The organism is Halobacillus litoralis (assembly GCF_009856445.1).
In the GTDB taxonomy this organism is placed as follows: domain Bacteria; phylum Bacillota; class Bacilli; order Bacillales; family Halobacillaceae; genus Halobacillus; species Halobacillus litoralis.
In genome coordinates this window covers 14,916-27,513 of sequence record NZ_WMFA01000012.1, presented here as the reverse complement: position 1 = coordinate 27,513, position 12,598 = coordinate 14,916, and the positions used below count along the sequence as shown (strand labels likewise).

Annotated in this window: 13 protein-coding genes; 5 read left to right on the top strand and 8 right to left on the bottom strand. The window is 41.4% G+C overall.

Annotation, left to right across the window (positions count from 1 at the left end):
* Positions 1-19: 19 nt before the first annotated feature.
* A complete protein-coding gene (locus GLW00_RS17960; RefSeq protein ID WP_160916404.1) occupies positions 20-418 on the bottom strand; it encodes a GNAT family N-acetyltransferase in 399 nt (132 codons plus the stop codon).
* Between the two features lie 294 nt (positions 419-712).
* On the opposite strand from GLW00_RS17960, the gene GLW00_RS17955 reads away from it, so the two are divergent.
* Positions 713-1,180: a hypothetical protein gene (locus GLW00_RS17955; RefSeq protein ID WP_160916402.1), complete on the top strand. Its 468-nt coding sequence runs from the start codon at positions 713-715 to the stop codon at positions 1,178-1,180.
* Positions 1,181-1,255: 75 nt separating this feature from the next.
* Here GLW00_RS17955 and GLW00_RS17950 read toward each other — a convergent pair whose 3' ends face one another.
* From GLW00_RS17950 to GLW00_RS17940, 3 genes are all read right to left on the bottom strand, one after another.
* Positions 1,256-3,409 carry an ATP-dependent helicase gene (locus GLW00_RS17950; RefSeq protein WP_160916400.1) on the bottom strand — a complete coding sequence of 718 codons (2,154 nt, stop codon included), beginning with the start codon at positions 3,407-3,409 and terminating at the stop codon, positions 1,256-1,258.
* A 377-nt stretch (positions 3,410-3,786) separates the two neighbouring features.
* Entirely contained in the window at positions 3,787-4,530 is a 744-nt protein-coding gene (locus GLW00_RS17945; RefSeq protein ID WP_160916398.1) for a PAS domain-containing protein, read from the bottom strand.
* 195 nt (positions 4,531-4,725) lie between these two features.
* The gene (locus GLW00_RS17940; RefSeq protein WP_089653914.1) at positions 4,726-4,929 is read right to left on the bottom strand and encodes a hypothetical protein; all 204 of its coding nucleotides are present in this window, start codon (positions 4,927-4,929) and stop codon (positions 4,726-4,728) included.
* Positions 4,930-5,145: 216 nt separating this feature from the next.
* On the opposite strand from GLW00_RS17940, the gene GLW00_RS17935 reads away from it, so the two are divergent.
* From GLW00_RS17935 to GLW00_RS17925, 3 genes are read left to right on the top strand one after another with little or no spacing between them, the layout of a single operon-like run.
* Positions 5,146-5,730, top strand: coding sequence for a TetR/AcrR family transcriptional regulator (locus GLW00_RS17935; protein WP_160916396.1), 585 nt, complete (start codon positions 5,146-5,148; stop codon positions 5,728-5,730).
* Between the two features lie 14 nt (positions 5,731-5,744).
* Positions 5,745-6,092 (top strand): DMT family transporter, encoded by a 348-nt coding sequence (locus GLW00_RS17930; protein WP_160916394.1) that lies wholly within the window; start codon positions 5,745-5,747, stop codon positions 6,090-6,092.
* Positions 6,093-6,094: 2 nt separating this feature from the next.
* Positions 6,095-6,409, top strand: coding sequence for a DMT family transporter (locus GLW00_RS17925; RefSeq protein ID WP_160916392.1), 315 nt, complete (start codon positions 6,095-6,097; stop codon positions 6,407-6,409).
* Between the two features lie 313 nt (positions 6,410-6,722).
* Here the strand turns inward: GLW00_RS17925 and msrA are convergent, their stop codons facing one another.
* From msrA to nadE, 4 genes are all read right to left on the bottom strand, one after another.
* Positions 6,723-7,409: a peptide-methionine (S)-S-oxide reductase MsrA gene (gene msrA, locus GLW00_RS17920; RefSeq protein ID WP_160916390.1), complete on the bottom strand. Its 687-nt coding sequence runs from the start codon at positions 7,407-7,409 to the stop codon at positions 6,723-6,725.
* 87 nt (positions 7,410-7,496) lie between these two features.
* The gene (locus GLW00_RS17915; RefSeq protein ID WP_160916388.1) at positions 7,497-9,404 is read right to left on the bottom strand and encodes an endonuclease MutS2; all 1,908 of its coding nucleotides are present in this window, start codon (positions 9,402-9,404) and stop codon (positions 7,497-7,499) included.
* A gap of 379 nt (positions 9,405-9,783) precedes the next feature.
* Positions 9,784-10,341: a cysteine hydrolase family protein gene (locus tag GLW00_RS17910; RefSeq protein ID WP_160916386.1), complete on the bottom strand. Its 558-nt coding sequence runs from the start codon at positions 10,339-10,341 to the stop codon at positions 9,784-9,786.
* 19 nt (positions 10,342-10,360) lie between these two features.
* Entirely contained in the window at positions 10,361-11,101 is a 741-nt protein-coding gene (gene nadE / locus GLW00_RS17905) for an NAD(+) synthase (RefSeq protein ID WP_160916384.1), read from the bottom strand.
* A gap of 801 nt (positions 11,102-11,902) precedes the next feature.
* Between nadE and bshB2 the strand changes: the two genes are divergently transcribed.
* Positions 11,903-12,589 carry a bacillithiol biosynthesis deacetylase BshB2 gene (gene bshB2 / locus GLW00_RS17900; protein ID WP_160916382.1) on the top strand — a complete coding sequence of 229 codons (687 nt, stop codon included), beginning with the start codon at positions 11,903-11,905 and terminating at the stop codon, positions 12,587-12,589.
* The last annotated feature ends 9 nt before the right edge of the window (positions 12,590-12,598 follow it).

Sequence of the window (12,598 nt, the reverse complement as noted above, 5' to 3'; positions counted from 1 at the left end):
ACATCGGGTCAGTTGTTTTTTACATTTCTTCAGCAGATTTTCTGAATCCATAAAAGGACCGGTACCCTTGATTTGCGTAGTATCCCTCCGACTTTGTTGAAGCCAGCATTTCCACACGGGTACTTGGATAGCACTCGTGAGCGGTTTGAATCAATTTCTCCGCAATCCCCTGATTTCTAAAACTTTCCTTCACCAGTAGATCGCACACATACAACGTAATGGACCCATCTGTCAGTCCTCGGAGAAAACCGACAGCTTCATGATTTACAACCGCCACCAAAGCGGGTTCTGAATTCAGCCAGGAGCATAGGGTTTCCTCCCCACGTTCCACAAGGCCGCTCCATCCTTCTTTTTCATTTAATTGCTGGAGAACGTCAAAATCTTTCTCAAGAAACGTACGAATTTGAATAGATTCCATGTCATCCTACCTTTCACTGTGATTAAGATTTTCCCCTTTGAGCCGTCACCCAGTCTTATTAATTCTATTTATCTACTCTTTATTACGTTTAATTCCCTTAAACGTTTCAATTTATATGAGAAAATTCGACTATTTTTCAAATACTTCTAAATATTCATGCAAAAATTCCATACACCTCTAACAAAATTCTGCGATAGGATGGGATACAAATCAGAATTCTCAATCATCAGATGGAGGAAAGTATGGTAAAATGTGAACGGAAGTTTTTCTTTTATTGTTCAAGGAGTGGAAAACATGTGGAAAAGAATACTACTGTTCACAACATTGATTTTTCTCGCCGCTTGTTCTTCTCAAAATTTATCGCTTGAGGATTTAAAAACAGCTTATCCTCAGACGTTCGCTCAGCCAGTGGAGGACTTATCGGATGAGAAAAAGGAGAAGCTTGGTCTTCCTGAAGATATGCCTTTCGAAGTCACCCAGGTGGAGTCAAAGGTGGAAGACAAAAGAGTCGAGGTCCTCTATGTATCAGATGGTTCAGATAAAGCCATGGTGAGCACCTTGTTTGATCCGGAAAATATTCTTCAAGAATCCGAAATGCAGGTCCCTCTAAATTCAGGAGCTGTAGCTGGTGTCCAGGAAAAGAAAGACCACATTTTCGTAGAATGGTATGATGGAGATCTGGACGTCATCTATCAGCTTAAATACTATGGTCCTGAAGAGGAACGGGCAGAAAATGCAATGAATATTGCAAACGCTATATAAAACTCTATCTCCCTATATCATGGGATTCCTAAAGAAGACCCGTCACGTGGAAACGTGACGGGTCTTCTGATTTCCTTATAGTTTTTCTAGTTTTTTAAAGTTTCGGCTGATCGGTCTCGGAGCTTTTAGTCGATCAAAAAATACCAGGTAATTATTCTTCTTCTCATCGATTTCTTTGATAGAACCTTCACCAAAAACCGGATGCTTGACTCTGGTGCCTTTTTCGAGATAGTCACCAGCAGGCTCTCTCTCCAGACGATGAGAAGCACGAATATATTCTTTCGCTTCTTCAATGAGAGATGCATCCAATTCTCCGATACGGTCATAGAAGTGGTCTTCGACTTCGAATATAAAACGGGAAGGGTATTTTTTTTGCCCTCCATTTTGAAAACCCTCAGATTCAGTTAAATAGAGTTCCTGTTCCGCTCTCGTCACGGCTACATAGGCAAGCCGGCGTTCCTCTTCCAGACCTCTCTCTTTCCGCTGCCTGATTGCACGAACATTAGGGAGAACACTTTCTGACATACCAATAACGAATACATAAGGATACTCCAACCCTTTGGCTGTATGAATGGTCATGAGTTTAACGGAGTCCACCTGATCTGCCCGGTCATTATCTGAGTAGAGGGCAACCATTTGTAAATATTCGTCCAAATCAATATCTTCTCCGAGCGTCTGCTCATACTGGACGATGGAATGAAGGAGTTCAGTCATATTATCCAACCTCTCCTGATCTCCATCCTCCCGCCGATAAGCTTCGTATCCTGTCACCTGCATGGCTTCCTGCAGCAGTTCTGATACTTTTCTTTTGCTGCGAATTCCCTTCAAATACTCAATGGCCTCGATGAAAGTGCTTGCGCCTGTACGCCTCAATCGATCATGATCCACATATTTTTTCAGTGTTTCATAGAGGGACTTCCCCTCCTCTTCCGCCTTTTCCCTGAGAAAACCCATCCGCTTCTTTCCAATTTGACGCTTGGGTACATTGATAATACGACTGAAAGACAAATCATCCTGAAAAGCGATCATTTTCAAGTGAGCGAGGGCATCCTTAATTTCCAGACGATCAAAAAATTTAAATCCTCCGAAAATCGTATATTCAATATTTTCAGCTATGAGTTCCTGTTCTACGAAACGGGATAAATAATTCGCTCGATACAAAATGGCAATCTCACTCAAATTCGCTTTCTTATTTTCCACGAGCTGTTTAATACGATTCACGATCCATTTTGCTTCTTTTATCTCATCCTTGCCATGATAATGCACCACTTTCACACCATGAGGATTTACAGGAAGCATATCCTTATCCACTCTGAAATAATTGTTACGGATTAAGGCGTTTCCTAGAGAAAGAATCTCAGGTGTGGAACGATAGTTTTCCTTCAAAAAGATGGTCTGAGCATCCGGAAAGTAATTTTCAAAGTCTACCATATATTTAGGGTCTGCGCCCCGCCATTCATAGATCGTTTGATCGGGATCACCAACGACGAAGAGATTCCCCTGTTTTTCTGACAACATCTTCACAAGTTCGAATTGTTTAAAGCTGCTGTCCTGAAATTCATCGACCTGTATGTAAAAAAGTCGACTCTGCCACTTTTCAAGCACTTCCTTATTCTGCTCAAAAAGAGTGAAAACAAAATTGAGTAAATCATCAAAATCCAACCCGTACACCCGCTTCTGCTTCTTGAGGTACTGTTGAATAATCTGACTGTCGAGGTCACCTGAATCTTCTAAAGAAGGCATGGCTCCACGGAGAATCATTTGTTGGACATAATGTGTGTTTCCTTTAAGAATACCAATTTTATCAAGAATTCTTTTGAACGTTTTGTCATTGAGCTTTAATCCCATATCTTCAAAGATCTCTCTCAATAGAATCTTCTGATCCTCCACGTCCAAAATGACAAAATTCTTCGGATAAAAGAGACGGTGGATGTCTTCACGCAGGACACGTACACAAAACCCATGGTACGTAGTTATAAACCCTGTGTCCTGCTCTCCACCAATCAATTTCTTCACCCGCCGTCTCATTTCATGGGCTGCTTTGTTTGTAAAAGTCACAGACAGCATATTAGCAGGGTCGATCCCGAGCTCATTCACGATGAAAGCATACCGATGAGTTAAGGCTCGTGTCTTGCCGGAACCTGCCCCAGCGATGACACGAACATAACCTTCTGTAGATACGACCGCTTCTTGTTGGGATGGATTGAGTCCGTCCAATAGTTCTTCCATATCGATCACCTTTCAAGAACATTTGTTTGTATTATAGCACACTAGAAAGCAGAGAGTGTGTATGGTTCTTTATAGATGAAAGAAAGGCGATAAAAAACACGTGAGAGGAAAAATCTCACTTAAAGATTTCAAAGGCGAAAAAGCCCACTAGTCCTTAAATTAATGAAGGAGGAAGAAGACACATTGTTCTTACAATCAATCAAGTTTTATAAGGAAAGCAATACTTGGGTATCGATGGTGATTTTTATGGGGTTTTAAACGTATGGTCGTATGATGATTTTAGACGGTTGAGAAAGGGAAATGAACCTGTTTTTTTAAAACTCTTTTGAATCGAGGTGGATATAGAAGCCCAGCAACAAACATGCATGTCACTGTATTTATTTGAAGTTCGGCTTCAACCCTGTTTCCAAAAAATACTTCGTTGCTTGCTGCACGTTCATAAATGTACGGACACCATCAAGTTGGATATGATTTTGCGCAAATTCCATTACTACCTGTGGACGCATGCCGGCAAGAACAACTTCTATGCCCAACAACTTAAGGCTCATCATCAGGTTTTTCAAAAGGACCGCCCATTCTTCATCAATCGAAGTAATGCCCGAAAACTGGATCGCCAGTCGACTCACATTCTGTTCCTGACATAAAACTGGTACCCTCTCTAATAAGATATGACGCTGTTCCTCTCTTAAAATGGGCTGTAATGGTAAAAGGGCATAACCTTTAGCAATGGTCACAATATTAGCAGTCATTTCTTCAATCATATGGATTAACTCCTTCTCTCTTTTCGACTGCTCCGTCATATTGAAAATACGGATGAGAATAAAGCTTTCTCCTTCATGAGTGAAACGTTTTGTAGAAATGTGCAGCACCATGTCCATCCCCTGCCACTGAAACTCCATTCCTTCAAAGTCTATATCTTTTTTTTCTTTAATAGACTTAGATAGGATTCTTTTCTCTGGTGCCAAATCCGGATACACATGATTGAGTTTCTCTCCAACAATGCGTTCTTCCTGTAATTGGAACATCCTAACATAGGCAGGGTTGACATAGGTGATTGTGTATTCTTCATCACTAATCAGCACTCCCTCATCCAAAAGGTCCATCGCATTCCTTAATAGCATGAGAATCCCCCCAGTACAAATCTCTTACTTTTATTATGAGGATATAGAAGAGAAATGCAAGGTAATTCGACACTATTATCTAAATATTATGAATAAATATCAATAGCCTTCCATATCTTCAACATAATGGCAGGATATTAGTCAAAAAAGAAGTGCGGCAACGGTTCAAGAGCTGAGCCGCTGACGCACTTCTTTTTAAGCTTTTTCCATTTTGTCACACTTAGACAAGATGGCTACATGTTTTAAATTACCTATGGAATCGAATTCTATTTCAACATAATCACCTGGTTTTACAAAGCTTAGCCTCTCTCTGAGTACAGAAAGTTCATTCTTAAATTCGGATTCTTCGACCAAAATCGCATAAGCCCCTTCGTATCGATCCAGTTTATATTGGTTCACCGATTCAATCCCCTTCTGTTTTAGTGTCAGGCACCTGGAAGAACTAATATGCGCCTTCTTTCTAACCATTTCCCATTATGGTATAAGACCTCTTATTACAAAGCATTCCCTTCATTATTCATGACTAAACATGTCGAATTTAGAGTTCTGGACAATGATCACGTACCGTGATAAAATAAAACTAACAAACGTTAGTTAGTGAAAGGAGAGAGCTGAGTGACAAAAGAAACGATTATTGATGAGAGTCTAAAGCTCTTTGCCAATTATGGGTACGAAAATACGACCCTTGCCAATATTGCGGAGGCAGTTGGAATAAAGAAACCTTCTCTTTATAACCATTTTGATAATAAAGAAGATATCTTTCTTCATGTTCTATATGACGTGGGAGAGAGAGAAAAGAGTCATTTGATGAATCAAGCAGAAGCTATGCAGCAGGACTCAGTGCCTGATCATCTTCACGAGATCTATCGTGTTTACCTGGAACATATGGCTCATTCAACAGAAGGCATGTTCTTCAAGCGTGTCACCTTTTTTCCTCCCGAAGAATTCGCAGATGAAATTAAGAAGGTATTCTTGATGGTGGAAGACTGCATGACTGAGATCATCCGACCGGTATTTGAACGTGGAAAAGAGATGGAAATTATCCGCCCTCTTTCTACAGATACGCTAACATCTGCTTTTTATACGTTAGTTGACGGTTTGTTTCTGGAAGAAAATTTTTATGACCGGGATGTTTTTGAAGAAAGGCAAGAAGCAAGCTGGCAGATTTTCTGGCTTGGCATTAAGAACCCCGAGCATTAGGGAGGTATGAAACGATGGCATGGATTTATTTATTCTTCGGTGCTTTTTTTGAAATTGGATGGGCTGTTGGTTTGAAATTGTCAAAGGGATTCACAGATCCTCTCTTTTCAACCATTACCGTCATTTGTATCGTAATCAGCTTCACTTTCTTTACAAAAGCATTAAAAGTGATTGATATCGGGACAGGTTATGCGATATTTACAGGGATTGGCGCAGCAGGTACAGCTTTAATCGGGATGATCTTTCTTGGCGACGGAGGCGGAGCTGGGAAAGTCTTTTTTATTATGCTTTTAATTACAGGGATTATTGGTTTAAAAATGTCTGAGACAAATAATACAGAACAGCTACAACAGGAGGGATAAGTATGGCATGGGTTTTCTTAATGATGGCTGGAGTAGGAGAAATGACGGCAATGTTCTTCTTAAAGTTGTCGGATGGCTTTCAAAAACGGAAACCGGCGTTCATGGCCATCCTTGCAGGTGCGGCAAGCTTCTATTTCCTTTCTTTATCTCTAAAAGATCTTCCAATAGGAACAGCTTATGGAATATGGACAGGAATCGGGTCAGCGGGTACCGTGCTGCTGGGCATATTTTTCTTTAAGGAACCAGCGAACCGGAAACGTCTGTTGTTCATTACTTGTATCGTTGCCGGAGTCATCGGCTTAAAAATGGTTTCATAGACTTATGATAGGCTTGTAATCTTATTTTCGAGCGATTACAATAGAGTAAGCAACAATCTACAAGATTCGACAAAACACTTGTTTTTCTGTCGTTTTGTAGTGATGGAGGAAATGTAATGAGAAGAATTTTATTAGCCATTCTTATGATGATCGTCATCGGTTTTAGTTATGTGGGCTATACAAGTATGGATACGGATGCGAATCCTTCCATTCCTAAAGAAACAGAGAGTTATTGAATATCAATAATTTAACCCCCTTCGCGGAAGCGAAGGGGGTTGTTTTGGTATAAGAGACAGATGTCGAGGGAGAAAGGTTATTTCTTAGGAAGGTTCACTTCTAAGTCCTCTCCCCATTTTTCTTCTAAATATTGATCACGGCCGGAGTTTCCACGATAAAAATCGTAGCGCAGTTTATTTTTTTTATAATAATCCTGGTGATATTCCTCCGCTTTATAAAATTCTCCCACTTCCTTGATCGGAGTGACTAATTCTTTCTGAAAGCGACCTGAATGTTGGAGGTCTTGTTTAGATTGCTCAGCGATTTCCTGCTGTTCAGGGGTGTGATAAAAAATAGCGGTCGTATATTGGTACCCTCGATCCACAAACTGACCATCGTCATCGGTCGGATTGACTTGCTTCCAAAAAACATCGAGAATCTGTTCATAGGAGATGACATCTGGATCATAGTAGACTTGCACAGACTCAATATGGCCCGTACCTCCGGACGATACTTCATCATAAGAAGGATTTTCTGTTTCCCCTCCCGTATAACCGGATATGACACTATGGACACCTTTCAATTTTTCAAATGGAGGCTCCATACACCAAAAGCACCCTCCAGCCAGAGTCGCCACCTCGTATCCATCAGGTATTTCCTGTGCTGTAACAGCTTCACTATCATAATTTCTTTTTGTTAAATAGGCATAAGCTTCCGGGATGGCAAGAACAGCAATGATGGAAAGTACAGCTATAATGATGACCCATTTTGTCCGCTTCTTCACAGTCTCCCCCCTCTTTTGGGTGTTTATTTCAGAATAACATGTTCATCTGTGGCAGTTGAAATGCTGACTCTTTCGCGATGTGTAATTCTATTCTTCATCTTCCAAAGTTAAGCCATCTACATGTTTCCGATCCATTACTTTTTTAATTTTTCTGTATTCCTTAGATTTAAAAATAATATCAAAATCATAATCCTCTGGATAAAGTTCATCGGCTGAAATATGGAGTTTCAAGCGTTTATGATTGTACTCTTTCTTTTCTCCTTTCACTTGGACGATATAATTCCCGAGGGCATCCGGGCCTTTATAAACAATACCCATTTCCTCTTCTGCAGGAATCCATACATTGTCCCCCATTTGAAATTCAGCTTTCTCTTTCTTCTGAGATTTACGTTTTTGTCTATACCTATTGATCGCTATCTGCTTAGCATAGGACGGATTTTTTAAAAGCTTATCCTCTTGCGTAAAGTCCCCTTCTTGCTTATATGTGATGCCATAAGCATGATTGAGGATTTCCGGATGGAGCCCTAATTTATATGCGATATCAAACGCCTGACTCTTTCCAGCTGTCCCTATTTGCAGCTGGTAGGTAGGCTTGAGGGTTTCCAAGTCAAATTCCATCGCTCCATTCATGAAGCCCTCTTTCTCCATGGCATACGTTTTCATCTCACTATAGTGAGTGGTCGCCAAAATGGTGGAGCCTTTATTGGCGAGCTGATCCAGAATAGCTGTGGCTAAACCCATCCCCTCACCAGGATCTGTTCCAGAACCGATTTCATCCAGTAGTAACAATGAATGATCATTCGCTTGTTGCAGGATGTGAATTAAATTCGTGAGCCTTGAACTGAAGGTGCTCAAATTCTCTTCAATGCTCTGCCCATCACCAATATCAACAAACACATGTTGGAAAAGTGGTAACCTGGTACCGGGTTGTGCAGAAATCGGCAGTCCACATTGCGCCATCAAACAAAACAAGCCCACGGTTTTTAACGTTACCGTCTTCCCGCCTGTATTTGGTCCAGTAATAAGCAGAGCTTGATCCTCCACACCCATATGGAGATTCAGAGGGACGGCTTTTTCCCCTAGTAGAGGATGACGCCCCTCTCTAATCTCAATCTCCCCTTGTGAAAAGGACGGTGAATGACCATCAATCAATTTGCTGTATTTCGCTTTTGCAAAAAGAACATCATACTGGTGCATCGTTTCCATAGCGATATTCAACTCATATTCCTTTTCCAGTACAGAGGCGGTCAGGGCATAAAGAATCCTTTCCACCTCCTGCTCTTCCTGCATTTTCAAAAGCCCGACTTGCTCTTGAAGGGACGTCACTTCATCAGGTTCTATGAAGAGCGTCGCTCCAGAAGAAGATTGATCAAGGATGACCCCCTTCACTTTGGATCGGTTCTCTCTTTTGACAGGAAGGGTCAACCGCCCTCCTTTATCCACCGGTCTCGTCTCTTGAAGAAAAGAACTGTACTTTTTAGCTGAACTTTCCATCTTCGTTTTCATGTCGCTGAGAGTTTTGTCAATTTTTCTACGCAGCTTTCCTAACTCTTTCGATGCAGACTCATCGATTTGCCCATGGCGGATTTTCCCATAAATCTCTTCTTCCAATTGAGATAAATCCGCGATGGAATCGACATACAAAGAAATGGTCGGGGCTAGAATCTGTTTATCTCTCATAAACCGTTTCAATTTTGTACAATGCTCAAGAAATGAAACAAGGGAACCAAATTGCTGCGGCCGTATATAGATTCCTTTGTTCCCTTGATCAATCATGACCTGAATGTCACCAAGAGTATGAATAGGCACATGACTGTGACTATCGATTATGACTCTTGCCTCTTTGACCTCCTCATGCTTCCTTTCCAACATCTTTTGGTCATCGGATGGTTCCAAATGCAGAATAGTTTCTTTCCCTCGATCTGTATGAGCAAAGTCACTGACTCTTGTTAAAATATTGTTCAAACCTAAACTTTCAAATGTTTGCTTATTCAATGTTTTTTTCCTCCTCATTTTGACAGGTGATTACAAAAAAAGTCCGCACCAAGCTAAAGATAGCTCGCTGCGGACTCCGTAGGGACTCATAAAGAATGCAGTTCCACGAATGTACGAAAAAAAGCTATGACTGAATAAGCCAGTCATAGCTTTTAGGATCGTTTTATCCAGCTATGCTTATGCTTGTTCTTAACTGTTCCTGAAAAAGGGTATAACAAACCAAGCATGCTTTCGCACACTTTTTTCAGGACGTATCCAGTTCATGGATTAGTTAAGAACAACCACACTCATAAATCATTTCTCCTTCACGGGTTTAAAGTTACATTCGTGAAACCATCACCTGTGTTCCCTTATAATATATGACAGGTACTCCCTACTGTCAACTGTTGAAAATATCATTTATAAGGGAGAGATCTAAGGAATCTGTTCTAGCACCTAAAGATCGCTTCACGATTCTTAAAGCATTTTTATTATCATCCTTATACTCAGACGCTGTCCCGTCTTCCGGCACCCAAATATTATATTCCCTCATATAAGCATCATTCGCTGTAAAAATGACACAGATATCACCGGCTACTCCAGTCAAAATAAGGTTCTTCACCTCTAGATGGTCTAGGAGAATACTTAACTGTGTTCCAAAAAAGCCCGAATGCTTCGGTTTAATAATAAAGTAATCATCTTCATCAGGCTCCATTTGTTCAACCACAGGTTTTCCTATCCCCTTTTTACATTCTTCCAACAATTCAGTTGCATTGTCCTGCCAAAGCCCAAAGTTATCATTCACATAAATCACTGGCATGCCTTGCTGTTTGACCTCTTTTTTGAATTCACTCAAACGCTTTGCGACAGGAAGACTGTTTTCTAGTAGGTTTTCTCCACCATCAAAATCCATTTTATTAATCATATCAATGATGATGAGTGCTGTATCCTGGCTCATAATTCTATAATCACTCTCCTTAGAAGCGTTCGGGGCCTGCAGGAACCTGCCGTTTATGTTCAGTCTTCTTGTGAAGTTCTTTTAAATTCTTTTCATCTTCGGGATCGATCTTTTCCCCTCTCAGATAAGCATCGATCGTATCATAAGACATCCCCAGTTCTTCTTCATCTGTCTGCCCTTCCCAAAGTTCTGCACTCGGTTTTTTATGAACGATCGAGTCCGGGACATTCAGTGCCTCGGCCATTTCCTTCACTTCTTCTTTTCTTAAATTGATCAGAGGAACAAGGTCCACTCCCCCATCTCCGTATTTCGTAAAGTAGCCGGTATAATCTTCTGCGGCATTATCCGTACCTACAACAAGGTAGTTATAGTTGTTTCCAACAGCATAAAGCGTACTCATCCGCAGACGGGCTTGAAGGTTCGCACCACCCAGCTGAGACTTCTCGTTATTCCAATCCCCTTTTTCATTCAGCTGGTTCTTAATGGTGTCGTAAGTGGTTTGATAAGCATCCGTCAATTCAATACCAACATAATTAAGCTCTGCTCCTTCTACAACAGCCAAAGCATCGGTTTGGTCTTCCACCCCTTTATTAATTGGAAGTATTACACCTAAGGAATTTTCAGGGAACGCTCGCTTAATCAAGTAGGACACCACTGCAGAATCAATACCACCGCTTATACCGACCAAAAGACCGTCAGCACCTGCTTCTTCTGTCTTCGTCCTCAGCCAATTAGTCAAATGCTCAATTCTTTCTTCCATCTTCAATAACTCCCTTCATTTTACAATCTAAGGATTGCTTTCCTTTAAAAGGGAAAATATAAACCTAAAGCTTTATTATAGGAAATAACTATACTAGAGAGTTATTAAAGTAAATGGCAGGATTGTTGAAGACTCAGTTTCGAGACTTTTATTGAGTGGGTGGGGGCTATGGGGAATAGCTCGCTTTCCGCGGGAGCGCGGTGAGCCTCCTCGGACTGCGTCCTGTGGGGTCTCACCAAGCACTTTTTTCCCGCAGGAGTCTCGCCATTCCCCTCCGCCCCTTAACCAAGTATGGTTCTCGAAACCACTTCTTAAAAATTCAGCTTGTATAGTTATGAGAGGTGAAATGATATAAACTCTACCCTATTGTACGCAAATGCTTGATACAACGCACTATATGGCCGCCTAGGGGAGAAGAATTGGAACATTACTTATGAATACAGCTGTTCGAATCATCCACTTCCCTCAATCATTCAAGCTGACCATTTTAGAAGTAGTTTCGAGACACTTATAAGGTAAAGGGGCGGAGGGAAACGGTGAGACTCCTATGGGACGTGTGGGACAGGTGAGACCCCGGAAGGCGGAGCCTGAGGAGGCTTACCGCCCGCCCCATGGAAAGCGAACCTTTTCCCGGAGCCCCTAGAATGACACGAACATCTCGAAACTGAGTCTTCCACAAACGGGAGCGTTAGGTAAATAATAACTGATGGAATGAGAAAAGCTTATAAACAAATGACTTTTCATTTTTTCTGATTTAAGCAATAATGTAGGTTAGTGATCCTCTTGAAGGAGTGAAAGAATATGATCGAACAAGAAAAACATGTACTCGTTATTTTCCCGCATCCCGATGACGAAGCGTTCGGAGTTTCCGGGACAATTTCCTCTTATATAAAACAAGGAACTCCCCTTACCTATGCGTGTCTCACGCTTGGAGAGATGGGGCGCAATCTAGGAAAACCTACGTTTGCAACGAGAGAGTCCCTTCCTGAAATCAGAAAGAGAGAATTAGTTAAAGCTGCCGAAGCGATGGGCATTGAAGACCTTCGAATGATGGGGTTGAGAGATAAGACGCTTGAATTTGAAGACGATCGTGAAATGAAAGACATGGTCCGCCATTTGGTGGATGAACTGCAACCCTCTTTGGTCATCAGTTTCTATCCTGGATTCGCTGTCCATCCTGACCATGAAGCGACGGCACGCGCAGTCGTACGCGCATTGAGGGAAATGGATGAAAAAGATCGACCTAAGTTTCACGCCGTAGCTTTTGCCAATGATACAGAAGAGAAATTGGGACAGCCGGATGTCATCAATGACATTCGCTCCGTGCAGAATGAAAAATTGGCAGCGATGCGTGCTCACATTTCTCAAACAGCAAGAATGCTTGAGATGCTTGAGGAAGGCATCAAAGTCAATGACCCTGAAGCATTAAAATGGGTGACAGACGAACGTTTTTATACGTATGATTGGAATAACGACAACGTCAAGTAGAGGGAAGCT

Coding starts and splice junctions, on each gene's coding strand:
- GLW00_RS17960 (WP_160916404.1), bottom strand. CDS start 418: ATGGAATCTATTCAAATTCGTACGTTTCTTGAGAAAGATTTTGACGTT.
- GLW00_RS17955 (WP_160916402.1), top strand. CDS start 713: ATGTGGAAAAGAATACTACTGTTCACAACATTGATTTTTCTCGCCGCT.
- GLW00_RS17950 (WP_160916400.1), bottom strand. CDS start 3,409: ATGGAAGAACTATTGGACGGACTCAATCCATCCCAACAAGAAGCGGTC.
- GLW00_RS17945 (WP_160916398.1), bottom strand. CDS start 4,530: ATGCTATTAAGGAATGCGATGGACCTTTTGGATGAGGGAGTGCTGATT.
- GLW00_RS17930 (WP_160916394.1), top strand. CDS start 5,745: ATGGCATGGATTTATTTATTCTTCGGTGCTTTTTTTGAAATTGGATGG.
- GLW00_RS17925 (WP_160916392.1), top strand. CDS start 6,095: ATGGCATGGGTTTTCTTAATGATGGCTGGAGTAGGAGAAATGACGGCA.
- GLW00_RS17910 (WP_160916386.1), bottom strand. CDS start 10,341: ATGAGCCAGGATACAGCACTCATCATCATTGATATGATTAATAAAATG.
- nadE (WP_160916384.1), bottom strand. CDS start 11,101: ATGGAAGAAAGAATTGAGCATTTGACTAATTGGCTGAGGACGAAGACA.
- bshB2 (WP_160916382.1), top strand. CDS start 11,903: ATGATCGAACAAGAAAAACATGTACTCGTTATTTTCCCGCATCCCGAT.